This window comes from Kocuria arenosa (assembly GCF_042879215.1).
In the GTDB taxonomy this organism is placed as follows: Bacteria; Actinomycetota; Actinomycetes; order Actinomycetales; family Micrococcaceae; genus Kocuria; species Kocuria arenosa.
This window is the reverse complement of sequence record NZ_JBHZTA010000002.1, coordinates 104,189-127,765: the sequence shown is the minus strand read 5'-3', so window position 1 is coordinate 127,765 and position 23,577 is coordinate 104,189. Positions and strand designations below refer to the sequence as shown.

At 73.9% G+C, this 23,577-nt stretch carries 27 protein-coding genes; 11 read left to right on the top strand and 16 right to left on the bottom strand.

Annotated elements, in window-relative coordinates:
- The first annotated feature begins 180 nt into the window (after positions 1 to 180).
- Both ACFYE3_RS04000 and ACFYE3_RS03995 read left to right on the top strand, forming a co-directional pair.
- Positions 181 to 1,203 (top strand): LysR family transcriptional regulator, encoded by a 1,023-nt coding sequence (locus tag ACFYE3_RS04000; RefSeq protein ID WP_387606243.1) that lies wholly within the window; start codon positions 181 to 183, stop codon positions 1,201 to 1,203.
- A gap of 175 nt (positions 1,204 to 1,378) precedes the next feature.
- Positions 1,379 to 2,476, top strand: coding sequence for a tartrate dehydrogenase (locus ACFYE3_RS03995; RefSeq protein WP_387606241.1), 1,098 nt, complete (start codon positions 1,379 to 1,381; stop codon positions 2,474 to 2,476).
- A 26-nt stretch (positions 2,477 to 2,502) separates the two neighbouring features.
- On the opposite strand, the gene ACFYE3_RS03990 is transcribed toward ACFYE3_RS03995, so the two are convergent.
- Positions 2,503 to 3,078 carry a hypothetical protein gene (locus tag ACFYE3_RS03990; protein ID WP_387606240.1) on the bottom strand — a complete coding sequence of 192 codons (576 nt, stop codon included), beginning with the start codon at positions 3,076 to 3,078 and terminating at the stop codon, positions 2,503 to 2,505.
- 265 nt (positions 3,079 to 3,343) lie between these two features.
- Here ACFYE3_RS03990 and ACFYE3_RS03985 point away from each other — a divergent pair, with 265 nt between their 5' ends.
- Positions 3,344 to 3,916 (top strand): MOSC domain-containing protein, encoded by a 573-nt coding sequence (locus tag ACFYE3_RS03985; protein WP_387606238.1) that lies wholly within the window; start codon positions 3,344 to 3,346, stop codon positions 3,914 to 3,916.
- 301 nt (positions 3,917 to 4,217) lie between these two features.
- Positions 4,218 to 5,090, top strand: a complete 873-nt coding sequence (locus ACFYE3_RS03980) for a hypothetical protein (protein ID WP_387606235.1) — start codon at positions 4,218 to 4,220, stop codon at positions 5,088 to 5,090.
- A 64-nt stretch (positions 5,091 to 5,154) separates the two neighbouring features.
- On the opposite strand, the gene ACFYE3_RS03975 is transcribed toward ACFYE3_RS03980, so the two are convergent.
- From ACFYE3_RS03975 to ACFYE3_RS03965, 3 genes are all read right to left on the bottom strand, one after another.
- On the bottom strand, positions 5,155 to 6,123 hold the full coding sequence (locus ACFYE3_RS03975; RefSeq protein ID WP_387606232.1) for a TIGR03885 family FMN-dependent LLM class oxidoreductase: 969 nt from the start codon (positions 6,121 to 6,123) through the stop codon (positions 5,155 to 5,157).
- A gap of 117 nt (positions 6,124 to 6,240) precedes the next feature.
- Entirely contained in the window at positions 6,241 to 7,080 is an 840-nt protein-coding gene (locus ACFYE3_RS03970; protein ID WP_387606230.1) for a fumarylacetoacetate hydrolase family protein, read from the bottom strand.
- An 80-nt stretch (positions 7,081 to 7,160) separates the two neighbouring features.
- Positions 7,161 to 7,484 (bottom strand): DUF6504 family protein, encoded by a 324-nt coding sequence (locus ACFYE3_RS03965; protein ID WP_368820045.1) that lies wholly within the window; start codon positions 7,482 to 7,484, stop codon positions 7,161 to 7,163.
- A gap of 302 nt (positions 7,485 to 7,786) precedes the next feature.
- Here ACFYE3_RS03965 and ACFYE3_RS03960 point away from each other — a divergent pair, with 302 nt between their 5' ends.
- Positions 7,787 to 8,290: a GNAT family N-acetyltransferase gene (locus ACFYE3_RS03960; protein ID WP_368820044.1), complete on the top strand. Its 504-nt coding sequence runs from the start codon at positions 7,787 to 7,789 to the stop codon at positions 8,288 to 8,290.
- Between the two features lie 168 nt (positions 8,291 to 8,458).
- Here ACFYE3_RS03960 and ACFYE3_RS03955 read toward each other — a convergent pair whose 3' ends face one another.
- The 10 genes from ACFYE3_RS03955 to ACFYE3_RS03910 form a co-directional block, all read right to left on the bottom strand.
- On the bottom strand, positions 8,459 to 8,878 hold the full coding sequence (locus tag ACFYE3_RS03955) for a pyridoxamine 5'-phosphate oxidase family protein (RefSeq protein ID WP_387606987.1): 420 nt from the start codon (positions 8,876 to 8,878) through the stop codon (positions 8,459 to 8,461).
- Positions 8,875 to 9,702, bottom strand: a complete 828-nt coding sequence (locus ACFYE3_RS03950) for an SOS response-associated peptidase (RefSeq protein ID WP_387606228.1) — start codon at positions 9,700 to 9,702, stop codon at positions 8,875 to 8,877. Before ACFYE3_RS03950 ends, ACFYE3_RS03955 begins: the two co-directional genes overlap by 4 nt.
- A 38-nt stretch (positions 9,703 to 9,740) precedes the next feature.
- Positions 9,741 to 10,457, bottom strand: a complete 717-nt coding sequence (locus ACFYE3_RS03945; protein WP_387606227.1) for a lipoate--protein ligase family protein — start codon at positions 10,455 to 10,457, stop codon at positions 9,741 to 9,743.
- Between the two features lie 44 nt (positions 10,458 to 10,501).
- Entirely contained in the window at positions 10,502 to 11,071 is a 570-nt protein-coding gene (locus tag ACFYE3_RS03940) for a nucleosidase (RefSeq protein ID WP_387606226.1), read from the bottom strand.
- Positions 11,072 to 11,108: 37 nt separating this feature from the next.
- Positions 11,109 to 12,116 carry an MsnO8 family LLM class oxidoreductase gene (locus ACFYE3_RS03935; protein ID WP_387606224.1) on the bottom strand — a complete coding sequence of 336 codons (1,008 nt, stop codon included), beginning with the start codon at positions 12,114 to 12,116 and terminating at the stop codon, positions 11,109 to 11,111.
- Between the two features lie 168 nt (positions 12,117 to 12,284).
- On the bottom strand, positions 12,285 to 12,749 hold the full coding sequence (gene sufU, locus ACFYE3_RS03930; RefSeq protein WP_387606222.1) for a Fe-S cluster assembly sulfur transfer protein SufU: 465 nt from the start codon (positions 12,747 to 12,749) through the stop codon (positions 12,285 to 12,287).
- A gap of 103 nt (positions 12,750 to 12,852) precedes the next feature.
- On the bottom strand, positions 12,853 to 14,136 hold the full coding sequence (locus ACFYE3_RS03925) for an aminotransferase class V-fold PLP-dependent enzyme (RefSeq protein ID WP_387606219.1): 1,284 nt from the start codon (positions 14,134 to 14,136) through the stop codon (positions 12,853 to 12,855).
- Positions 14,137 to 14,203: 67 nt separating this feature from the next.
- Positions 14,204 to 14,431 (bottom strand): hypothetical protein, encoded by a 228-nt coding sequence (locus ACFYE3_RS03920; RefSeq protein ID WP_387606216.1) that lies wholly within the window; start codon positions 14,429 to 14,431, stop codon positions 14,204 to 14,206.
- A gap of 152 nt (positions 14,432 to 14,583) precedes the next feature.
- Positions 14,584 to 14,961, bottom strand: coding sequence for a hypothetical protein (locus tag ACFYE3_RS03915; RefSeq protein WP_387606213.1), 378 nt, complete (start codon positions 14,959 to 14,961; stop codon positions 14,584 to 14,586).
- Between the two features lie 102 nt (positions 14,962 to 15,063).
- Positions 15,064 to 16,182, bottom strand: a complete 1,119-nt coding sequence (locus ACFYE3_RS03910; RefSeq protein ID WP_387606211.1) for a serine hydrolase domain-containing protein — start codon at positions 16,180 to 16,182, stop codon at positions 15,064 to 15,066.
- 201 nt (positions 16,183 to 16,383) lie between these two features.
- Between ACFYE3_RS03910 and ACFYE3_RS03905 the strand changes: the two genes are divergently transcribed.
- Both ACFYE3_RS03905 and ACFYE3_RS03900 read left to right on the top strand, forming a co-directional pair.
- Positions 16,384 to 16,836, top strand: coding sequence for an ArsI/CadI family heavy metal resistance metalloenzyme (locus ACFYE3_RS03905; protein WP_387606209.1), 453 nt, complete (start codon positions 16,384 to 16,386; stop codon positions 16,834 to 16,836).
- A 261-nt stretch (positions 16,837 to 17,097) separates the two neighbouring features.
- On the top strand, positions 17,098 to 18,336 hold the full coding sequence (locus ACFYE3_RS03900) for an FG-GAP repeat domain-containing protein (RefSeq protein WP_387606206.1): 1,239 nt from the start codon (positions 17,098 to 17,100) through the stop codon (positions 18,334 to 18,336).
- A 74-nt stretch (positions 18,337 to 18,410) separates the two neighbouring features.
- Here the strand turns inward: ACFYE3_RS03900 and ACFYE3_RS03895 are convergent, their stop codons facing one another.
- Complete coding sequence (locus ACFYE3_RS03895; RefSeq protein WP_387606204.1) at positions 18,411 to 18,851, bottom strand: hypothetical protein; 441 nt, start codon at positions 18,849 to 18,851, stop codon at positions 18,411 to 18,413.
- 389 nt (positions 18,852 to 19,240) lie between these two features.
- Between ACFYE3_RS03895 and ACFYE3_RS03890 the strand changes: the two genes are divergently transcribed.
- The gene (locus ACFYE3_RS03890) at positions 19,241 to 20,335 is read left to right on the top strand and encodes an excalibur calcium-binding domain-containing protein (protein ID WP_387606202.1); all 1,095 of its coding nucleotides are present in this window, start codon (positions 19,241 to 19,243) and stop codon (positions 20,333 to 20,335) included.
- 94 nt (positions 20,336 to 20,429) lie between these two features.
- Here the strand turns inward: ACFYE3_RS03890 and ACFYE3_RS03885 are convergent, their stop codons facing one another.
- Positions 20,430 to 20,642 carry a hypothetical protein gene (locus ACFYE3_RS03885; protein WP_387606199.1) on the bottom strand — a complete coding sequence of 71 codons (213 nt, stop codon included), beginning with the start codon at positions 20,640 to 20,642 and terminating at the stop codon, positions 20,430 to 20,432.
- A 166-nt stretch (positions 20,643 to 20,808) separates the two neighbouring features.
- Here ACFYE3_RS03885 and ACFYE3_RS03880 point away from each other — a divergent pair, with 166 nt between their 5' ends.
- The 3 genes from ACFYE3_RS03880 to ACFYE3_RS03870 all read left to right on the top strand — a co-directional run bounded on the left by ACFYE3_RS03880 (position 20,809) and on the right by ACFYE3_RS03870 (position 23,550).
- Positions 20,809 to 21,549 (top strand): hypothetical protein, encoded by a 741-nt coding sequence (locus ACFYE3_RS03880; protein WP_387606196.1) that lies wholly within the window; start codon positions 20,809 to 20,811, stop codon positions 21,547 to 21,549.
- A 61-nt stretch (positions 21,550 to 21,610) separates the two neighbouring features.
- Positions 21,611 to 22,567 (top strand): AraC family transcriptional regulator, encoded by a 957-nt coding sequence (locus tag ACFYE3_RS03875; protein ID WP_387606195.1) that lies wholly within the window; start codon positions 21,611 to 21,613, stop codon positions 22,565 to 22,567.
- Complete coding sequence (locus ACFYE3_RS03870) at positions 22,564 to 23,550, top strand: helix-turn-helix transcriptional regulator (protein WP_387606194.1); 987 nt, start codon at positions 22,564 to 22,566, stop codon at positions 23,548 to 23,550. The genes ACFYE3_RS03875 and ACFYE3_RS03870 overlap by 4 nt, the downstream gene beginning before the upstream one ends.
- Positions 23,551 to 23,577: the final 27 nt, after the last annotated feature.

Here is a 23,577-nt window from a genome sequence, read left to right as displayed (position 1 = left end):
AGATCCCCTCCGTCCCCTGGGCACGGGGACACCTCCAAAACAGGCCGTCGCCAGGCCCGTGCGGGACACGATTCGACCACGGTCCGCAGGAGCACCTCGCACGGGGAACACCCTCCTTCCGAGACGGGGAGTTCCCGCGCTTCTGTGGCATGTTGTTTCCTGCACCCACAGACAGGATCGATGAGATCTGCACTCCCGGGGCGGGCGGTCGCCGCGCGGACGGGGTCCCACAGCAGGACGGGCGTCCGGCCCGCACGCCCCGCCGTCCGGACGCAGGAGGAGACGACGATGGACGTCCGGCAGCTGACGTGTTTCCTGGCCGTGGTGGACCACGGCGGCTTCACCCGCGCCGCGGAGCAGTTGATCATCGCCCAGCCCTCGCTGTCGCAGACGATCAAGGGCCTGGAGCGGGAGCTGGGGGTGCCGCTGTTCCACCGGATCGGCCGGCGGGTGGTGCTCAGCGCGGCAGGCCAGGAACTGGTGGGCCCGGCCCGGGTGGTGGTCCGGGACCTGGAGGCCGCCCGGGCCGCCGTCGACGAGCTGCGCGGAGTGCGCAGCGGGCGCCTGGACGTGGTGGCCATGCCCTCGCCGGGGATCGAGCCGCTCACCGCGATGATCGCCGCCTACACCCGGGGCCACCCGGCCGTGACGGTCAGCGTGGAGGCGGCGTTCACCCCCGAGGAGGTGGCCGCCGCGGTGCGCACCGGCAGCGCGGAGATCGGGGTCCTGGGCTCGGAGCGGCCCTTCCGCGCCGCCGAGGTCGAGGTGCGGCACCTGGAGCAGCAGCCGCTGGTGCTGATCGTGAACCCGCGGGCGGACACCTTCGGCGACGACGACACCATCGGCCGGCAGGACCTGGCCGGGCACCGGGTGGTCGTCTCCCAGCGGGGATCGCTGATGCGCCGGCTGGTCGACGACGCCCTGGCCGGCGGGGTGCGGCTCGAGATCACCGCCGAGGTCGCCCACCGCACCTCGGTGCTGCCGCTGGTGCTGGCCGGGGTCGGCCACGCGGTGATGCCCTCGTCCTGGGCCCCGCTGGCGCGCGCCGCCGGGCTGCGCGTGCTGGGCATCGAACCGGTCAGCGTGCTGCACGTGGCCGTGCTCAGCCGCCCGGCCCACCTCACCCCGGCGGCCCGGGCGTTCCTGGCGGTCGCCGACGAGCACGCGAGCCGGCACCCCGACGACCACCCCCGGGCGCCGTAGAGGGCACCTCCGGGCGTGCCGCGGAGCACGCCGTGGAGCGGACCATAGGGGGTTCCTATCTGTGGGATGAGAATCCGGTCTTGGACCTGCCCGAAGCCGGAACGTTCTACTGGTACCTGACACCGCGCTGCACTGCGGACAACAGGCAAGAGCACCCGAGAAGGAGAGCACCCCCATGGCCGAGCCCCAGGTCTTCAGCATCGCCTCGATCCCCGCCGACGGCGTCGGCAAGGAGGTCGTCGCCGCCGGGCGCACGGTCCTGGACGCGGTGGCCGCCCAGTCCGGCGGGGCGTTCTCCTTCGACTGGACCGAGTTCCCCTGGGGCTCCGCGTACTACGCTCGGCACGGGGTGATGATGGATCCCGACGGCCTGGAGACGCTCAAGAACTTCGACGCGATCTACTTCGGGGCCGTGGGCTGGGAGAACGTCCCCGACCACGTCAGCCTGTGGGGGCTGCGGCTGAACATCACCCAGAACTTCGACCAGTGGGCCAACATCCGCCCCGTGCGCTTCCTCCCCGGGGTGCAGTCCCCGCTGCGCAAGTCCGACGACACCGAGCTGGACTGGATCGTGGTCCGGGAGAACAGCGAGGGCGAGTACGCCGGGCTCGGCGGGCGCAACCTCGCCGGCCGCGGCCCCGGCAACGAGGTCGCCGTCCAGTCCTCGCTGTTCACCGAGAAGGGCTGCGAGCGCATCATCCGCTTCGCCTTCGACCTGGCCCGGACCCGCACGGTGCAGAAGGTCTCCAGCGTGACGAAGTCCAACGCCCAGCAGTACGGCATGGTGCTGTGGGACGAGGTCTTCGCCCGCGTCGCGGCCGACTACCCCGATGTGCAGACGGAGTCGGTGCTGGTGGACGCGATGAGCGCGAAGTTCGTCCTGCACCCCGAGGAGCTCTCCGTGGTGGTGGCCTCCAACCTCAACGCCGACATCCTCTCCGACCTCGGCTCCGCCCTCGCCGGCAGCCTCGGCCTGGCGGCGAGTGCGAACCTCAACCCGGAGCGGCGGTTCCCGTCCATGTTCGAGCCCGTCCACGGCACCGCCCCGGACATCGCCGGGCAGGGCATCGCCAACCCGATCGGGGCGATCGCCAGCACGGCCCTGATGCTCGACCACTTCGGCCTCCACGATCAAGCCCGACGGTTGGAGGCCGCCATCGAGGCCACCACCGCCGCCGGTCACCTCACCCGCGACATCGGCGGCACCGCCGACACCGACCAGGTCACCCAGGCGATCATCGAGGCCCTGGCCACCTCACTGACCCCGGTCTGAAACCCCGCCCGTCCCGGACGCGACGGTCACCGGCACGTGGCGCAGATCGCCCGTTCGATCAGGGAGGCGCTGCGGCGGTCGACCTCGTCCTCCACGAGCCGACCGGGAGCATCGGGGTACCACCCGAGGTCGTCCCGCACGTCGGCGGCGACCTCGGACCCTCCCCTGCTGGGGGCGACCCGGAAGGTGGCCTGCAGGGGCAGCGCCCGCCACCCGAACTCGGAGGCCGTCCCGCGGCGGCGGAAGGTGACGTCCGAGCCCACCGACACCTCCACGCAGCACTCCTCGGAGCGGACCGCCGGGCCGAGGTCCTCGAATGCCGTGCGGATCCGCTCGAGGGCCTCCTCCGGAGGGATCGGGCACGTCCACGCACGGGTCGTGGTGATGCGCGGCCGGTTCGGGGACCGGTGCGCCAGCCAGGGGACGACGACCCGCTGTCCGAGCACCAGCGCGACGACGACGAGCGCCGCCGCTCCGAGCGCGAGCTGAGCCACGGAGACCACGCCCCGGAGGAGGAGCTGGACCCCGACGAGGACGACGACCGCCGATCCGGCCGGCCCGGCCAGCCGGTCCCATCCCATGGCGGAGCGTCTGGCAGACACACGACCTCCTCTGCTGGCCCGGACCACGGTGCACCGCGGCCCTCCTCCGTCGCTGTCATTCTTGCCCTCGCACACTCACGGGCACTAGATGTGCCTCCGCAAAGGGGACAAGCGCGTGGCGGCGCGCCCTGTGTGCAGGGAAGGCAGCGGCGAGGCCCAGCGGTCCCCGATGTCCCGCCCTGCCTATGCTGAGGCCGGGTGACAGCACGGCGGCAGCCCAGGCAGCGCTGGACCGGCGGCCGCGACGACGGAGGGGTGTGGGGGCATGGCGGCGAGCTATCGGTACGACGTGGAGGTCCTGCACCTGCTGGTGTCCCCGGGGCACGCCTACTTCGGCCGCGCCCGGGACGGCGCCGCGGACGTCCCCACCACCGACGCCGAGCAGGTCGAGCTGGTCGCCGGCAAGGGCGTGGTGGGCGACCGGTTCTTCGGCAAGGCCGCGCACATGGACGCCGCCGTCACCCTGCTCGCCGTCGAGGCGCTCGAGGCCATGGCCGCGGATCTGGACACGGCCCCGTTCGACCCGCTCCTGACCCGTCGGAACGTGGTCCTCCGCGGAGCCCACCTGGCCCCGCTGCTGGGCGAGGAGTTCGTCCTGGAGTCCCGGGGCGCTCTCGTGCGGCTGCGGGGCGGGCGTCCCGCCCACCCCTGCGCCTGGATGGACCGGGTCCTGGCACCGGGCGCGCACGCCGCCATGCGGGGGCGAGGCGGTGTGCGCTGCCGGCCGCTGTCCAACGGGGACCTGTACCGCGGGCCGGCCGTGCTGCACAGCCCGGTCCCGCTCGATCCGGAGCAGGCCGGCGCGGCCGTGCTGCGCCGCCCGTCCCGGCTGCCGTAGCCCACCCCCGGCACCGCCCCAGCCCGGATGGAGCGGGCGGTCCCTTCGTCCGACGCGGGAGCGGGGCACAGGAACCCGCGTGTTCACTATTGCAATAGTACTGGGCTGGTCGTACGGTGAGCGCACAGCAGCCATCCAGCTGTGCCACAGGTGCCCTCACGCCTGCCGGCACGCGCGCCGGACGGTCAGCGGTACGACACCTCTCGCTTCCCCGCCCGACGGCGGCCCGGCAACAGGGCCGGCCGCGCGCTGGTGGCCCTCGGGACGGTCCCGGAGCCCGGGGAGAGCAGGAGACACAGAGATGACCACGATGACCACGGCTGTGAAGGGCTGGGTGGCCGCCGGTTCCTCGGCCGCGCTCCTGCTGGGCGGGCTGGTGCTGGGCGCCCCCGCAGCTGTCGCCGCACCTGGCGACGCCGCGTGCCTTCAGGCGTCGGGCCAGTTCAACGCGGCCCTGGTCGCCGCCGGGATCACCGCGGGCTCCGTGACGCAGCTGGAGCGGGCGGCAGAGGACGTGGTCGTGGCCGAGGAGCAGTACTTCGCGCTGCTCGACGCCGCCGCCGGGGATCTGTACGTGCAGCTGGAGACCGCCCTGGAGGACCTGGACGCCGCCGAGACGGCCGGCGACCCGGAGGCCGTCGCCGCGGCCGAGGCCCGGCTCGTCGAACTGGAGGCGGCCCTGGAGCTCGCCCTGGACACCCCGGACATCCTGGCCGCCGAGCAGGTCCTCTACGACGCGACGGACGCCCTCGACGCGCAGCTGAGCGCCCTGGCCCTGGACGAGGCCTCCTCGGAGCAGCTCCTCGTCCTGTTCAAGCAGTTCCTCACCGCGTGCGAAGGCGCCGGTGGAGGGGCCCCGGTCACCGCACCGGTCGGGAATCCCTCCGCACCGGCACCGGTGGCCCCCGCGCCGGCCGCCCCGGTGACGCTCGATCCCGTGACGGTCGATCCCGTGACGGTCGACCCCGTGGTGATCACTGCGCCGGAGCCGGCCGCACCGGCGCCGGCCGCGTCCGTGGCGGTGAACCCGGGCCTGAACATCCAGACCGCCGCGATCCCGGACCGGGAGCCGCACCCCGGGGCCGCGCTCGTGGCCGCCCTGCTGGCGGCCGGGATCGCGGTCCCCACCGCCACCGCCCTGCGGATGCACAGGCTGCAGCGCCGCCGGGCCTGACGCGCGCGCCGCCCCGGGTCCGCCCTGTCAGCGGCCCCGGGGCGACGGTCCCGGCAGCGCCGGGTCAGGCCTGCGCCAGCTGGGGCAGCACCGTCTCCCCGAAGGCGTCGAGGAAGGGGCGCTGCTCCTGCCCCACGTGGTGCAGGTAGATCTCGTCGAAGCCGAGCTCGGCGTACTCGTGCAGCCACTGGGTGTGCCGGCCGAGGTCGGCGGAGACGTTGACCGCCCCGGCGATCTGCTCGTCCCCCACGTCCTCCTGGATCGCCTTGCGCTGATAGTCCTGGGGCGAGGCGAGCTCGGCCATGGTCACGGGGTCGAAGACGTTGGTGCGCCACTGGTCGAGGGCGATCGCGCGGGCCTGCTCCGGGGAGGGCGCCCAGCTCAGGTGCACCTGCAGCGCGGCCCGGCCGGTGCCGCCGGCCTCGCGCCAGGTGTCGAGCATCCGGCGCAGGTCCTCCAGGGGCTGCTGGACGGTGATGAAGCCGTCGGCCACGGGGGCGAAGCGGCGGACCGTCGTCGGGGTGAGCGCGGCGACGAGCAGGGCGGGCGGGGTCTCCGGCGGGTCCCAGATCCGGGCGCGGTCGGCGTGGAACGGCTCGCGGCAGGACACCTCCTCGCCCGCGTGCAGCCGGCGGACGACGTCGAAGCTGCCCTCGAGGAACCGCTGCCGCTGCTCCTTGGCCAGCCACTCGGGGGTGACGGCCCGCTCGTTGAGCTTCTGCCCGCTGCCCAGGGCGGTCCAGATCCGGCCGGGGAACATGCGGGCGAGGGTGGCCGTGGACTGGGCGGTGACCACGGGGTGGTAGCGCCGGCCCGGGGCGTGCACGAATCCGAACGGCAGGTCCGTGGTGGCCAGGGCGGCGCCCAGCCAGGACAGGGCGAACCCTGAGTGGCCCTGGTGCGGTGACCACGGCTCGAGGTGGTCCGAGCACATGGCGGCGCCGAAGCCGGCCTGCTGGGCGTGCCCGACGTCGCGCAGCAGCTGCTCGGGAGGGATCTGCTCGTGGGAGGCGTGGAAGCCGATCGTCGCCATGGGGTCCTCCGGTCGAGGGCGGGAACAGGACAGTGGGAACAGGACAGCAGGACCGAGGGTACGGGTGCCGCGGACCGGGCCGGCCGGAACGGGTGGGGACGGGTGCCGCGGACCGGGTCAGCCGGCCGCCGCCCGGAGGTCCTCGGCGGGGGTGCAGACGTTGCGCAGCTCGCCGATGCCCTCGATCTCGGTGACGACCTCCTGGCCGTCGCGCAACCAGATCCGGCGGGGCTTCTGGGCCAGGCCCACGCCGGCGGGAGTGCCGCAGGCCACGAGGTCCCCGGGCTCGAGGGTCAGGAACCGGCTGAGGTACTCGACCAGCTCCACGGCGGAGAAGATCATCCGGTCGGTGCCCGAGTCCTGGTGCCGCACGCCGTCCACGGTGCAGCGGATCGCCAGCCCCGTCCCGGGGTCGATCTCGTCGGGGGTCACCACCACGGGACCCACCGGGGTGGTGCGGTCGAAGTTCTTGCCCTGGAACCACTCGGAGGTCCGGCCCTGCCAGTCCCGCACCGAGATGTCGTTCATGATGGTGTACCCGGCGATCGCGGCCCGCGCCTGGTCGGGGGTGGCGTGGCGCAGGGGCGAGCCGATCACCACGGTGAGCTCGGCCTCCCAGTCGATCTTCTCCGACTCCTCCGGCATGGCGATGGGGTCGGTGGGGCCGATGAGCGCGGTGGCGTACTTCGCGAAGATCGTGGGGTGCTGCGGGATCTCCTGGCCGACCTCCTCGGCGTGGTCGTAGAAGTTCAGCCCGGCGCACAGGATCTTGCCCGGGCGCAGGACGGGGGTCGCCAGGTCCTCCGGGGCCGGCGCGGGGCCCGGCTCCCCCGGCAGCCGCAGGTCGCCCCCGGCGAGGAGGGCCCCGACGTCGGGCACGGGGAGGTAGACGGTCCGCCGGCCCTCCTGCCGGAAGGCCTGGGTGGTGCCGTCGCGTCGCACGGTGCCGAGTCTCACGGGTGCTTCCTCACGTTCTGCGGTGCGGTCTCCGCCTCCGATCCTATGCACCCGCGGCGGGCCCGCGCACAGCGGCAGACCTACGCACAGCGCACCACCCGGATGCCCGAGGCGCTCGTGGCCGCGAGCAGCCGCCAGCGCCCGGTGTCGAGGGTGTGGACGAGTTCGAGGGTCAGCAGCTCGGAGCGGGTGTTCAGCTGGACCTGGACCCGCCACATCTGCTGGTCCACCGCCCCGATCCCGCGGTCCTTGGGCAGCCGCGCGTCCTCGGACCACCAGGCGCGGCGTTCGTACCAGCGCACCGGGTCCTGGGCCACCAGGTAGTTCCGCCCGCGCCAGCGCACCCCTACCGGCACCCCGTCCGTGTCGCAGTCCACGTCGACGCTCTCCGTCAGGAAACCCACGACGGCTCCTCTCTCCCTCGGCCCGGCGCCCGTCCCGCGGTGCGCCCTGTCTCCTGGAAGCTAGAACATCTGTACGACACGCTAACCCCCGAGGACACCGGAGCGGAACAGGTGTTCCCCTGAAACTGTCGCACCGGCCAGTGCGTTCACTTTTGCGACCACGAGAGGGGAAGCATGGACAAGCCCAGCGAAATGGATACGCTGAATGCACGGAGGGCCTGCCCTGCGCGGCCCGCCCGGACGTCCCCTGTCCCTCGTCCGCCCCGCCGGAGCAGCCGGCGTCGACCTCACGGAGGCCTCCCATGACCGGAACCATCACGCTGATCGCCCACACCGCGGCGAACACCAAAACACCCGCGGTGAACCTGCGTCCGGCCGGCCCGGAGGACGCCGAGAGCCTCGCCCAGCTCTACTACTCCTCCTACGAGCAGGGCGGGGTCTCCAGCCTGGAGGAGGCCCGCCAGGTGATCCGGGGCGTCTTCGACGGGGAGTACGGGCCCTTCCTCCCCGACGCCTCGCCGGTGGTGGTCGACGACGACGGGACGGTGGTGGCTGCTGCGCTCGTGCTGTCACGGCGGACCGGCGAGGACCTCCCCGACGTCCCCTACATCTTCGAGCTGTTCACGGCGGCCTCCCGCCGTCGCCAGGGCCTGGCCGAGCAGCTCGTGCGCTGCGCCATGAGCACCCTCTACGACAACGGCTACGACCAGGTCAGCCTGCGGATCGACGAGGACAACGCGGCGGCGCTCGCGCTCTACCTGACGCTCGACTTCAACCGCTGGGTCCCCGAGACGGACTACGTCTGAGCCCGGCGAACGCTCCGGACCGGGGGACGCCGGAGGGGACGCCGGAACGAACGGCACGAAGAAGGCCCGGCAGCAGGCCAGGAAAAGGCCACAGAGAAGGCCACAGGGAAGGCCCGGGACCCGCGGTACGGGTCCCGGGCCTTTCCCACGGCGTCCCCCGTGGCCGGGTCAGAGCGTGAACTCCTCCCGGACGGGGGGCTCGACGGCGATGTCGACGAACCGCGCCCAGCGGCAGCGCACCGCCACGAGCCGGGTGCTGGTCTTGCCCGTGGCACCCGGGTGCCGGGACTCCAGCACCTCACCGGCGTCCCGCGCGGCCGGCCCCTCGAGCACGGCGGCCTCGCCCTCGAGCTGGAACTCCTGGCCCGTCCCGGAGACCACCACCAGGGAGACCCGGGGGTCCGCGAGGAGGTTGGCGTACTTGCGGCTGCGCTCGTTCGTGCCGAAGACCAGCCGCCCGTCCCCGAGGGCCGCGAGGTTGATCCACGCGGACTCGGGGCAGCCGGTGCCGCTGCTGGTCGCCACGACCCCGCCGCCGTGGGCGCGGACGAAGTCGGTGACCCGGTCGACGGGCTCCCGGGGACTCAGAACAGGCTCCGCTGCGGCACCACGAGCTCCGGGGAGTTGTTGCGCACGCTGCCGACCGCCGGGTCCACCGGGTCGAGCACCCAGCGGGCGGCCGTCCGGTGCGCCTCGGCCCGGACCAGGTCCACGAGCTGCGGGGCGTCCTCCTCCCCCGGGCGCAGCCAGTCCCCCACGTGCTCGGGCGCCAGCGGGATCGGCATCCGGTCGTGCAGACCGTGCAGCTCCGTGAGCACGGGGTGCTCGTCGGAGGGCTCCGGGGAGTCGGTGGTGAGGATGGAGCAGGACAGCAGCCAGGTGCTCCCGCCGCCGTCCTTGCCGGGCTGCAGGGCCGCGGAGTGCAGCTCGGTGCCCTCGGGCACCCGCCACCACTCGTAGATCCCGGCGAACCAGATGGTCTCCTCCGGGTCGGCCGGGTGGACGTAGTAGGGCTGCTTGCGCCCGCCCTTGCCTGCGCCGGGCTCCTTCTTCCACTCGTAGTAGCCGTTGGCCGGGACCGCGCACCGGCGGGCGCGGACCGCCTTGCGGAAGGACGGCTTCTCGAGGACGGTCTCCGACCGGGCGTTGAACATCTTCGACCCGATCGCCGGGTCCTTGGCCCAGCCCGGGACCAGTCCCCAGCGGGCGACGTGCAGCTCGCGGACCAGCTCCCCGTCGTCGTCCTGGCCCGTCAGGCGCTCGAGGACGATCGGCACGTCGGTGGTGGGCGCGGTGTTCCAGTTGGCCCGCAGCCGCTCGGAGTCGGCCTCGCCGAGGCTCTCGTCCGGGACGGCCCCGGTCTCGGCCACGAGGTCGCCCACGGCCCGGGCGATGACATAGCGTCCGCACATCTGCTGCCTCCTCGGTCTGCCCGGCCCGCGGCCGGGACTCAGTCGGTGAGCGGCCCGTACCCCAGGTACTGGGAGTACATGCCGTACACCTTGCGGATCCCGCGCTCGACGTCGGCCACGGTGGTGCCCGGGCGCAGGTCGTCGACGGCCCCCGCGGTGGCGGGGTCCCAGTCCAGGTCGAGGGCGGCGTAGACGTCGGTGAGCACCGAGCGGATGGGCTCGGACTGCTCGATCACCAGCACGGTGCTGAAGTACCAGGCGCCCGCGACCACCCGCTGGGCGGTCCCGGCCAGCTTCACCTTCTCGCCCGGGGTCGGGGACGACGCCGGGTGCGTCCCGTGCACGCTGTGCTCGCCGGCGCAGTACTCGCCCGGGATCTCGCCGACGTCGGCCTCGACCTCGAGCTCCTCCAGGGCGGCCACGATCATGTCGCCGAAGAGGCGGTAACGGTCCTGGATGCCCGAGGTGGGGTCCTCGGCGGCCTCGAGGTGGTCGATGATCAGGCACCCGCCGTGGTAGGCCGCGGCACGGCCGCCCACCTTGCGGACCAGGGGCTCGAACCCGCTCTCGCGGGCGGCCCGGGCGGCGTCGGCGAAGCCGGGGCGCAGCTCGTCCCGGCGGCCGAAGGCGACCGTGGGGGCCGGTTCGTAGAGGCGCAGGACGGGCCCGCTGCGCCGCACGTCGGCGAGGAGGGTCATGGCGCTCTCGTAGTCCTGCTGGGCGCTCAGGGACTCGCGCTGGCGGAGAAGTTTCATGCTGGTCCCAGTCTAGTGGTGGATCCGGACGGTGCGGCGGCGGGTCACGACCGGGCGATCCCGCTGCCGCGGAACCACCGGCCCAGGGCCAGGGCGCTGAGCTCCACCTTCTCGGCCCACGCGACCGCCTCCTCGTCGGCGGCGTCGGAGACGTGCTTGACCATCCGCAGCGGCACGCCCAGGTGCCGGCAGGCCACCGCGATCGCCCAGCCCTCCATGTCCACGAGGTCCGCCCGGGCGGCCAGGGCGTCCCGGGCGGGTCCGCCGGCCACGAAGGAGTCCCCGGTGGCGAGCACGGGCCCGTCGCCGCCGAGCTCGATGACGTTGTCCACGGGGATCCCGGCCGCGCGCAGCAGCTCCTCGTCCACGTCCCGGTTGATGATCCGGGAGGGCTCGAGCACCCCGGTCAGGCCGTGCCTCAGGGCGCCGGCGCTGCCGATGTTGAGCACCGTCAGCTCGGCCCGGCGCGAGGGGTCCGGGCAGCGGGTCAGGACCGCCTCGGTGGTGCGCACCGCCGCGGCCGACATCCCGACGCCGGTCAGGACCAGGTCGATGTCCTCCGGGAAGTACTTGGTCTCCAGGGGGTGGGCGGCGAGAACGAGCAGCTGTGGCACCCCGTCACTCTAGCCGCCCGCTCCGGCAGCCGGGCACTCAGCGCGGGCGGTCGGTGAACAGCGCGGCGAGCCGCCGGTCGGACTCCGCCTGGGCGTCGAGGTCGTGCGCGCCGCCCGTCACGAGCAGCTCGTCCGCCCCGGTCCGCGCGAGCAGTCGTTCCAGCTGGTCCCGGACCTCCGGGGCCGTGCCGTGGACGGAGGACGTGAGGGTCTCCTCCACGAGGGCCCGCTCCCGGGCTGTGAGCCCGTCCGGCTCCGCGGACCGCGCGGGCGTCAGGGGCGGGAACTCGCCCCGGGTGCGGGACGCGGCGAGGGCGCGGGCCTCGGGCAGCAGCAGATCGCGGGCGGCCGCACGGGTCCGCGCCACCGCGACGTTCGCCGAGACCACCACGTAGGGGTGCGGCCACCACGACGACGGGCGGAACCGCGCTCGGTACCGATCGAGCACCGCGGCGCCGCCGCCGGGGCCCTCGCGGGTGAGCGCCGGGCCGCCGAGCACCACGGCGAGTCCCGCCCGGGCTGCGGTCTCCACCCCGGCCCCGGTCGCCAGGACGAACACCGGTGTCGCGGCGTGGTTGCGGGGCCGGGCGGTCACGGGGGCCGTGCCCGAGAGGTGGGCGAGCAGCTCCGCGAGGTCGTCCCCGAAGCGGTCCGCGGCCTCCTTGCCGGTGCGCAGCGCGTCCCGGACCGCGGCGGTGAAGCCGAGGGACCGGCCCACGCCGAGATCGATCCGCCCGGGATGCAGGGCCTCGAGGGTGGCGGCCTGCTCGGCGACCACGAGGGGCTGGTGGTTGGGGAGCATGATCCCGCCGGAGCCGATCCTGAGGCGGTGGGTCCGGGCGGCCAGGGCGGCCATCAGCACCGCCGGCGCGGACCCGGCGATCCCGGGCACCGCGTGGTGCTCGGCCACCCAGAACCGGTGGTAGCCCAGCTCCTCCGCGCGCTCGGCCCGCTCCAGGACGCGGGCGAGGTCCTCTGCCTCCGTGGAGCCGTCCCGGGAGCTGGCGCGATCGAGGAGGGAGAGCGGAACGTCGGAGAGGGCCATGGTGCGCACAACCCGGGCGGCGGCGGAAGCATTCCGGGATGCGGGCCACCAGGTCCTCGAGCTGCTTCATGACCGCCTCCTCAACGCCGGGGGCGGTCGGTGTCCCACCCCGCCCCGGGCGGGACAAGGACGTCCTGGTGTGTGCAGACCGGCGGCACCGGGAGCCGCTCAGCCGGCGCGGTCGAGGGCCTCCTCGGCGGCGACCCAGCCGAGCATCGCGCACTTGACGCGGGCCACGAACCGGGACACCCCGGCGAAGGCGGCGGCGTCGCCGAGGACCTCCTCGTCGGGGACCACGGTGCCCCGCGACCGCAGCAGGTCCCGGAAGGCGTCGATCAGCTCGCCCAGCTCGTCCCGCGTCATCCCGGGGGCGGTCTCGGCCAGCACGGAGGCCGCGGCCATGGAGATCGAGCAGCCCTCGCCCTCCCAGCTGAGCCGGGACACCACCGGCTCCGCGCCCTCGGGACCGGCCGCGAGCTCGACCCGCACCGTGATCTCGTCGCCGCACGTGGGGTTGTACTGGTGCGACTCCCCGGTCCCGTGCCCGGGCGCCGGGGCGACCAGGCCCTCCCCGGTCCGGCGCCTGGCGTGGTCGAGGATGACCTCCTGGTACATCCCGTCCAGCGCGCTCATGCAGTCCTCCTCGGTGGGTTGAACGGGTTCAACGGGGCCTGTGGCGTCCACGACCCCTGGGACATCAGTGGCTCCGGTGGCTCCGGTGCGGTGCTCACGGGGCTCAGCCGGTCACGCGGAAGTAGGTGCGGACCCCGGCGAGCTCGGTGAGGAACCTGTCGACGTCCTCGGTGGTGTTGTACAGGTAGGCACTCGCCCGGGTGCTGGCCGTCAGCCCCAGCGCCCGGTGCAGCGGCTGGGCGCAGTGGTGGCCCACCCGCACGGCCACCCCCGCGACGTCGAGGACCTGGCCGACGTCGTGGGCGTGCACGCCCGCCACGTCCACGGCCGCCAGCCCCACCCGCTCCGCGCCCGGGGGCGGGCCGATCAACCGGATCCCCTCCAGTTCGGCGAGCCCGGCCGCGAGCCGCTGCCCCAGCTCGTGCTCGTGGGCGGCGACCCGCTCCATCCCGATGCCCTGCAGATACTCCACGGCCGCGGCCAGCGCCACGGCCTGGGCGATCCGCTGGGTGCCGGCCTCGAACCGGGTCGGGGCCGGCAGGTACCGGGCGGACTCCATCGTGACCTTCGTGATCATGGACCCGCCGGTGAGGAACGGCGGCATCGCGTCCAGCAGCTCGGCGCGGCCCCACAGCGCCCCGATCCCGGTGGGCCCGAGCATCTTGTGCCCGGAGAACACCGCGAAGTCCACCCCCAGGGCGGGCAGGTCCACGGGCAGGTGCGGCACCGACTGGCAGGCGTCCAGCACGCTCAGCGCCCCCACCCGCCCGGCCAGCCCGACGAGGGCGGCGACGTCGGTGATGGCGCCGGTGACATTGGAGACGTGGCTGAAGGCCACCACCCGGGTGCGCTCGCCGATGACCTCGGCGGCGGCCCCGAGATCGAGGGCGCCGTCGCCGTCGACGGGGATCCAGCGCAGGGTGGCCCCGGTGCGGGCGGCCAGCTCCTGCCACGGGATGAGGTTGGCGTGGTGCTCGAGCTCGGTGGTGACGATCTCGTCGCCGGGGCCCAGGCGGAAGCGGGCGGCCGCCTCCGCCCCGCGCCCGGCGGAGGCGTTGGAGAAGGAGTAGGTGATCAGGTTGAGCGCCTCGGTGGCGTTGGAGGTCCACACCAGCTCCCGCTCGGTGGCCCCCACGAAACCGGCCACGACCCGGCGGGCCTCCTCGTAGGCGTCGGTGGCCTCCACGGCCAGGGCGTGGGCCCCGCGGTGGACCGCGGCGTTGCGGTGCAGGTAGAACTCCCGCTCGGCGTCCAGCACCGCCAGGGGCTTCTGCGAGGTGGCCCCGGAGTCCAGGTAGACCGCCGAGCTGTTCGTCAGCAGGGGGAAGTCCTCCCGGAGCGCACGCACCTCGGGATCGGTCAGGGGCAGCACGTGGTTTCCGTCCATGCTCCGACACTGTACGGCCCGGGGCCGGGTGTTCCTCGGCCGGGCGCCTCCCGGCGTCACGGGCGGGCTAGCGGTGGCGGGGGCGCAGGTAGGTGTTGCCGTTCGCGTCCTTCTCGACCACGAACTCCTCCTGCAGCTCCTGGTACCACTGCTGCGTCCGCTCGCTGGGCTGGTCCTGGCCCCGGAGGTCGCGGGGGCTGCGCACGGCGGGCCCGTAGAACCGCATGGCGAAGTCGTCGAAGCGCCGGAACAGGCTGGGTCGGGGCTCGTCGTCGGAGTGCTGGTGCTTGCGCATGGTGTCCTTCCGGGTGGCGGTCCGGGACGTCTCCCCCCATGATCTCCCGCCGGGTGGGGGAAGGCGAAACGGGAACGGCCCTCGACGGCCCCCGGCCGGCGATGTCTGCGGGGTCGTCCGGACCGGTGCCGCGCCGGAACGGCTCGCGGGGCTCAGCCCTGGACGAGACGGGTGAGCAGTCCCGCGGCGACCAGCAGCGTGCCCGCAGCGGCGAGGAGCCACAGCCAGCGGTACGGTGCGACGAGGGCCCAGCGGTGCGGATCCCGGGCGTGGTAGTAGACCGTGACCTCCGCCCCGGCCTCGGGCGCGGGAGCCGGCGGGCGAGGCCACGGTTCTTCGTGGATCTCGTACCGGGTGGTGTGCCAGCGCAGCCGGTGCCGGCCGTCCTCCACCAGGTGCACGGCGGCGGTCCTGACCCACCAGGCGTACAGGCACCGGACGAGCAGCGCGGCCACCAGGAGCGCCGTTCCCGCGGTGAGGCACACGGCGCTCACTACCCCGGTGCGGGCCATCTCGCTGAGCTCGGTCACGGGGGCGAGCCTATCGCCCCGCCCGGCGCGGAGGGCCCGCTCCCGGCGTCGGTGCGCTGCGGCTCTCCCGCTCGCGGCGTGGTCGGCGCCCGGCCGCGGGCGTCAGGCCCAGGTCGCCGCCGCCAGGCGGGCGAGGACCGGTCCGACGTCGTAGGCGGTGGTGCTGTTGGCCATCACGACGATGCCGAGGCCGCGGTCCGGGTAGAGGCGCATGACGTTCCAGAAGCCGGCGCCGGTCCCGTAGTGCTCGACCCACTCGTGGGAGCCCGGGCCTGGACCGCGGAACCACCCGATGCCGTGGTCGAACGGTCGTCCCGGGTGCTCGATCGTCCGCATGGCACGAGCCGCGTCGGCGGACAGCACCGGGCGGCCGTCGATCTGGCCGTCCCCCAGGTGCAGGCGCAGGAACCGGCCGGCGTCGAGCACGTCGCCGACCAGGCCTCCGTACGCGGGACCGTCCACGTAGAAGGGGCGCAGGCCCAGGTGCGCCCCGGTCCGCGAGCCGACCACCCCGCGGGGCAGCAGCAGCCGCAGCAGGGGGTCGGCGAGCCGCGGGGCGCGCAGACAGCCGGTCGCCGCCGCGGCGTCCTCCCGGTAGGCGAACCCGGTGCGGGTCATGCCGGCCGGGTCCAGCACCGTCTCCCGCAGACAGGACTCGAACGGCGCCCCGGTCACCGCCTCGACGATCCGGCCCAGTGCGAGATAGCCCACGTTGGAGTACCGGGCCCTCTCCCCCACCGGGTACCGGTACGCCCGCCGGCGTCGCATCAGCCGGCGCAGCAGGTCGCCGGCCGGCGGCGTCGGCGCCCCGGCCGGATGGACCCACCGGATCGGCAGCGGGTTGGACAGTCCAGCGGTGTGGGTCAGCAGCTGCTCCACCGTCGGCCGACTCGTTCCGGGGGCCCGCAGGAAGTCAACGTAGTCGTCGACGGGCGCCTGCAGGTCGAGCCGCCCGGCCTCGGCGAGCGCCATGACGGCGGTGGCGGTGACGGGCTTGGTCATGGAGAACCACGGATACGCCGTGCCCGGCGTCGCGGGGACTCCACCGGCGAGGTCGGCCGTTCCGAAGCCGGCCGCGCAGAGCACTCCGTCCCGGTCGACCACCGCCAGGGACAGCCCGGGGACGCGCCCGGCGCGCATCATGGCCGTCACCGCGTCCTGCAGCTCGGCCGGTGGCGGCACCGGGAGGGAAGAGCTGCCGCCGGGCGAAGAGCTCTGCATCGGGACCTCCGGACGCGGGCCGCGGGGGTTCCCGCCGCCCGACAGGACCACCGTGCGACCGGGTGGGCCGCGTGTCAAGAGCGCGCACGGACGTCGGGGGACATGACAGACGTATTGACGAACGTCGATGTTGGTGGCACTCTTCCACATAGACGGACGTCGATATCAAGGAGCGTTCGTCGCACCCGAAAGGAACCCGTCATGTCCAGAGTCCAGCTCGCCCTGCGCGTGGCCGATCTCGAGCGCTCCATCGAGTTCTACTCCACCCTGTTCAACACGGCCCCCGCCAAACGACGCCCGGGCTACGCCAACTTCGCCGTCGCGGAGCCCCCGCTGAAGCTCGTGCTGCTGGAGGGCGAGCCCGGTGACGACACCCGCATGGACCACCTCGGCGTGGAGGTGGAGAGCACCGAGGTCGTCGACGCGGCCGCGCAGCGCCTTGCCGACGCCGGCCTGACCACCCGCCCGGAGGAGCAGACCACCTGCTGCTACGCCGTCCAGGACAAGGTCTGGGTGACCGGTCCGGGCCAGGAGCCGTGGGAGGTCTACACCGTCACCGCCGACGCCCGGCCCGACCTCGAGGGCAGGACCGGCCGGGAGCTCTCCGCGGTCGGCGGCGACGGCTCGTGCTGCACCACCGGTCCCGCGGCGTGATCCACGGCGGACCGGTGAGTCCGGCCGCTCCAGAAGGTCACGAAAGGGAACGCCCCTGGTGAGCTTCGGGTTGCAGGAGTAAACTGGTGTCCTCAGCTGTTGCGCCTCGGCATCGGGACGTCGTTCCCGGTGCCACCGGTCCCCCGGAGGCGCATCGCGCCCCGGGGGCTTCTCCCGGTCGGCCGGGGGCCGACCGACGACTCCGGCACGTGCCACCGGCACCCGTGCCGACGATCCACCTCACGACCTCGGGGACCCACCATGAAACACCTACTCCTCTCGCGCGTGCTCACCGGCGCGTCCGCCACCGTGCTGGCGACCGCCGGGCTCGCCGTGGGCGCACCGGCCCAGGCCGCGACCGCGCAGCCCATGTTCTCCTACGCCCAGGGCTGGCGCGTGGACCAGCACGTGCGCGAGCTCGCGGACGTCAACGGCGACGGCCGCGCCGACGCCGTCGGCTTCGGCAACGCCGGCGTCCAGGTCGCCTTCGGCCAGACCAACGGCACCTTCGGCACGCCACGGATGAGCCTGCGCGACTTCGGCACCGCCCAGGGCTGGTACAACGCACGGCACGTGCGCACGCTCGCGGACGTCGACGGCGACCGCCGCGACGACATCGTGGGCTTCGGCGACGCCGGCGTCTACGTCGCCTACTCCCAGGGCGACGGCAGCTTCACCGCGCCGCAGCTCAAGGTCCGCGACTTCGGCTGGAACCAGGGCTGGCGCGTCGACAGGCACCCCCGCGAGCTCGCCGACCTCAACGGCAACCTGACCGCCGACATCGTGGGCTTCGGGCACTCGGGCGTCACCGTCTCCCACGGCCTGTCCAACCGGACGTTCACCGGGACCGGCAAGCGCATCGACAGCTTCGGCTGGGACCGCGGCTGGCGTGTCGACAAGAACCCGCGCCTGCTCGCCGACGTCGACGGCAACAGCACCGCCGACATCGTGGGCTTCGGCGACGCCGGCACGTACGTCTCCTACTTCTCGGCGCTCGGGGACACGTTCACCCAGCCCGCCCTGGAGATCCGCAACTTCGGCTACGCCCAGGGGTGGCGCGTCGAGCAGCATCCGCGGATGCTGGCCGACGTCAACATCAATCCCGCCGGCAACGCCGCGGCGGACATCATCGGCTTCGGCTACTCCGGGGTCTCCGTCGCCCATTCGCTGAACGGAGGGAACTACACCGGCGTGGCCGTGCGGGTGAACAACTTCGGCCAGGCCCAGGGCTGGCGGGGCGACCGGCATCTGCGGACCCACGCGGACATCAACGTCGACGGCATCCAGGACCTCGTGGGCTTCGGCAACGCCGGGGTCTACGTCGCCCACGGCCGGGCGGACGGCTCCTTCGGCCCGGTGCACCTGAAGGTCGCCGCCTTCGGCTACGACCACGGATGGACGCAGGAGCGGTATCCGCGCCTGCTCGGTGACGTCAACGGCGACGGCCGCGACGACGTCGTCGGCTTCGGGCACTCGGCCACGTACGTGCAGCTGTCGTGAGCCCGCCGGCCGCGCTCCGGCGCGGCCGGACCACGGCGCAGCCCCCGTCCGTGCGGACGGGGGCTGCGCCGTGCTCACGTCACGGGCTTCGGCTCCGCGCCGCGCTCGTGGACATAGGCGGCCATCGTGATCACGGTGACGAGCTGCACGGCGACCACCACGAAGGTCCAGCCGCCCTCCGCGACGACATAGACGGCGGCGGAGACGATCAGGACCAGTGGGAGGACCCGCTGGACGGCGAACGCGCGCCCGCCCTCGCCGGAGGCGCCCGGTGATTCGAGGCCGGGTTCGGGGTCGGGCTCGGCCGGCTCGGTCTCGGCGGCGGGGGCGGCCCGCCGGCGCCGTGCGGAGTGCACCGTGCTGACCAGCACAGCCACATAGAGGGCCGCGACGAGCCCGGTGACGAACAGCATGACGGAACCGTCGTCGTCGCCGACGCACAGGCCCACGACGAGACCGAGGGCCACCGGCAGGAGCCAGAGCCCCAGGAGCAGCCTGTCGCGCACGGTCAGCACGAGGCCCTCCCCCCGTTCGACGATCCCCGTGAGCGCATCCTCGCACCCGGGGAGCCCGCGTGTCTGACCCCTCATCCGGGGATGGCGCGGGCGGGGACGTCCGGCACGGGCAGCAGGCAGTGGAGCAGCGGGCCGCCCGGCCAGGGCGTACAGCACGGTCCCCGCGCCGCCGCCGAGCCCTCGCCAGCGGCCCGGACCGCGAGCTCGGTCGTGGTGCGCACCAGCCGGCGCGGCGCGCTCCGGCGTCACACTCGCGCCGGTGGCCGTCATCTGCGGCGCGCCGTGCGGTGACGGACGAGCACCGGACGTAGAACAGGAGAGCGCCTCCCGCGCTCCCCCGGCGCGCTCCCTCCCCCAGGTGCACTTCCCCTCATTCCCCCAGGAGCACCATGAGCAGCACCCCCTCCTCCTTCCCCGCGCCGGGGACGGATCCGGCGTCCCGCCGCGGTTTCGCCGTGGGCACGTGGATCGCGTCCGTGCCGCTGCACCTCACCCTGGCGATCGGCCTGGTCGCCGGTTGCGCGTCCAGCACCGCGTCCACCGACCCGGTCGCCGATCCCGGCCCCGTCCCGGGGACGGTGACGACGGTGCCCGCCACCCCGTCCCCGAGCACCACAACGAGCAGCACTGCCTCGCCCACGCCCTCGAGGACCCCCGGGTCGGTCACCACGGTCACCGCGGCTCCGGAGCCGTCGGAGACCCCCGTCCGCGCCGTGGCCCCGCCCTCAGGGGCGTTCCTCGCCCTGGAGGACCTGCCGGTCGCCGCAGCCGGGACCATGTCCGACTACGACCGTGAGCGCCTGTTCGGCGGGTGGATCGACGCCGACGGCGACTGCGAGGACTCCCGCAACGAGGTCCTGGCCCGGGACCTGACCGGCATCACCTCCACCGACGGGTGCAGGGTCGACACCGGCACCCTCGCCGACCCCTACACCGGGGCGACCGTCGACTTCGTGCGCGGGGTCGCGACCTCCGACGACGTCCAGGTGGACCATGTGGTCTCGCTCGGCAACGCCTGGGTGACCGGGGCGCGCCGGCTCTCCCCGGCCGACCGCGTGGCCCTCGCCAACGACCCGCTGAACCTGCTGGCGGTCGACGGCCCGACCAACGGGTCGAAGTCCGACAAGGACGCCTCCCGGTGGCTGCCCCCGAACCGGGCCTTCGCCTGCGAGATGGTGGCCGTCCAGATCGCGGTGAAGTCCCGCTACGACCTCTGGGTCACCGCCCCGGAGAAGACCGCCATGGCCGAGGTGCTCTCCGACTGCCCCGACCAGCAGCTGCCCGGCGGCACCCCGTTCGGCGACATCCCCGGGGGCACCGGGACGGCTCCGGAGCCCGCCCCGGCCCCTGCTCCCGCCCCCGTAGACGTGCACTACGCCAACTGCACGGCCGCCCGGGAGGCCGGCGCCGCCCCGCTGCTACGCGGGGCGCCCGGCTACCGGGACGCGATGGACCGTGACGGCGACGGCGTCGCGTGCGAGTAGGACGACAGCAGGACGAGGACCGGACGACGGACACCACCCGCTGGGCCCCTGCTTCCACGGCCGCTGCCGGTCCGGGACGGGCGCCCCGCCGCGCTCAGCCCTGCCAGGCGGGCCGCCCGCCGGCGCGGCCTGCGAACTCCGCCGCGCGGCGGTGCGGCAGCGCGTCCCACAGGGACCCCGCGGCCATGCCCACGAACCACAGGCAGGGGAACCACCACCGTCCGCCGTCCAGGTGCAGATAGCACGACACGGCGAGGACGAGGGTCAGCGCGATGTTGAGGAACATCAGCGTCATCTGGTGCGGCACAGCGGCCCCCTTCACTGTTCGACGGCATGCCCTCCGCATCGTGGCACGGCGCCCCCCTCCCCGTCTGACCCCTCTTGGGTGGGCAACTCTCCGGCGGGCAACCCGGGTTCGCCGCGCGGGCCGCCTACAGTGGGAACCCCGCCCCCCAGCGAAGCAGAGGCACCCCATGAGCACGAAGGCCGTCGTCACCAGTCTGTTCCTCGCGTCCGGTCTCGCCCTGGCCGGCTGCGCCGGCGACCCCCCGGCCCAGGAGGACACCCCCGCCGCCCGGACCTCGCCCTCCCCGTCGGCCACCGCCTCGGCGACGACGCCGGAGCCGGCCCCCGAGTCGACCCCGGAGCCGACAGCGGATCCGACAGAAGAGACGGACGAGGAGCCGGGCGAGGAGCCGGGCGAGGACTCCCCGTCGCAGCCCGAGGCCGCGCCCGCGGATCCCGTTCCCGCCGATGCGTGGTCCGCCTTCTCCGCGACGCCCGAGGGACAGCCGTACGCCGGGACCGTGTCCAGGATCGAGCAGCAGGAGGCCCCGGGCGGCGGTGTCGTGCACCGGCTCACCGCGGACGTGAACGACCGCGCCGTGGCCGTCGAGATCTGCCGGGCCTACCAGTCCTCGATGGGCACCGGCCAGGACCGGATCGACGTCGTCGACACCGTCGGCCAGCTCCTGGCCTTCGCCCCGGGCGGTCCCGGGACCTGCCAGGTGCAGGTGAACACGGACGTGGGGGCGGTGCCCTTCCCGGAGAAGTTCACCTACGAGGAGGCCCTGGCTGCCTGGCAGAGCGGGGTGCCCTACTACGACGCCTTCTGCATCAACTACGATCCGGTGACGGAGGCCGGTGTCGCGCAGTGCACGGGCATCGAGAACGGCACCGTGGACAGCGTGACCGGGGAGCGCATCGGCGGGTGACCGGCACTCGCACGGGTCGCCCGGGTGTCGACGGCGGCCCGTGCGGCGTATCCTGCCAAGCATGGGGGACACTGTGCGACGGGCGGTCTTCACCACCCGCGACCCGGCCCAGGCCCTGGCCAAGCTGGGCGAGGTCTACGCCCTCCGTGATGTGCAGTGGATCACGGACGGGGACTTCTCCATGTCCCTCTCCTCGACCGGCGCAGGACCGGCGAGCTACGGCCGGCTGAGGCTGGGCGGATCCTCCGTCCGGGGAACCACCGAGGACGCCGAGGTGGTCCGGATCGGTCATGTGCTGGACGGCGTGCTGAGCACCACCGGCGGCCTCGACCGCTTCCCGCGCCGTGGCCCGTTCCTGTTCCCCCAGCTCCCGTGCACCAGCTACTGGGCGGACCTCGATCTGTTCAGCGTCTCCGTGGACGGCGCCGCGGTGGCGGAGCAGGCCAGGCAGCTGCTGGGAGCGGACTCCTTCCGTCTGCAGTTCACCGGCACCCGCCCCGTGAGCCCGGTCATGGCCCGGTACTGGTCGAGCACCGTGTCCCACCTGCGGCGCGACCTGCTGCCCAATACCCAGGTGATGAGCAGTCCCCTGGTCCGGAACGAGATGACCCGGTCCCTGATCACCGCGCTGCTGCACACCTTCCCGAACACCTTCCTCCAGGACCCGCCGGTGTCCGATGCTCCCGCCCCCCGCCCGGCGGCGCTGCGGCGGGCCGTCTCGTTCATCGACGCCCACCTGAGCGAGGACATCGGGCTGCCGGAGATCGCCGCGGCCGCGAGGCTGAGCCCCCGCGGGGTGCAAGCGGCGTTCCGGCGCGAGCTGCACACCACGCCGTTCGCCTATCTGCGCTCCGCCCGGCTCGAGGCCGTCCACCGCGATCTGCTGGCCGCCGACCCGACCACCGGGGCGACGGTGGAGGCCATCGCCGCCCGGTGGGGCTTCGCCCACCGCGGACGGTTCGCCGCCGCCTACCGGGACACCTTCGGTCAGGCCCCGTCCACCACCCTGCACGCATGACAGCGTCGCACCGGAGCTCCGGGAGGAACGACGTGGCGGACCCGCTGCCCATCCGCCTGCGCGTGGCGACCACCGACCCCGAGGTCGCCAGCGACAGGCTCCGGCAGACGTACGCGGGGGCAGAGATCCGCACGCCTCGCGACGACCCCGCGTTCGCCTACCGCCAGGACGTGGACGGGGACGCCGAACTGAGCCTGGGGCGATTCCACTTCGGGGGCCGTGGACGGGTCAACCTGGTCCTGGAGGACACGCTCACGGTGGTCCGGCGCCGCACCGGCGCCCACCGCTGGGAGGTCGACGGCCGGCGCGGCACCGGTCTGATGGTCATCCAGCCGCACGAGGACTACCGGGCCGAGCTGGAGTTCCTGGAGGTCGACACCCTGAACCTGCACCTGCCCGCCCTGCAGGACACTGCCCGCGCCGTCCACGGCGACCAGGGTCTCGAGGTCGCCTTCGACCATCCCCGGCCCGCGTCCCCCGCGCACGCGAAGTACTGGGCCGACACCTTCGACTTCGCCCACGGGGTCCTCACCGATCCCGCGATCGCCACGGTCCCCCTGCTGCGGGCGGATCTGCTGCGCCGGATGTCGGTGGCCACGCTGGAGACGTTCCGCCTCTCCGGCGACCCGAGGACCCGGCGGATCTCGGTCGCCGCCCGGCAGAGCGCCCACCGGCAGGCCGTCGAGTTCATGCACGCGTCCCTGTCGCTGCCGATCACGGTCGAGGACGTCGCCCGCCACGTGGGTCTGAGCACGGTCGAGCTCGCCGGGGCGTTCCGCGCCCAGACAGGGATCACCCCCGCGGCCTACCTGCGCGGTCTGCGGCTGGCTGCCGCCCACCAGGACCTGGTCCGCGGCACCCCGGCCGGTGGTGAGACGGTGCGCGCCATCGCCCTGCGCTGGGGCTTTCCCCACGCCGGGGACTTCGCCCGCCGTCACCGGCAGGCCTACGGCGAGAACCCGGCGCGCACCCTGCACGGATAGGCCCGGAAGAGCCCGACGGCGCACGGG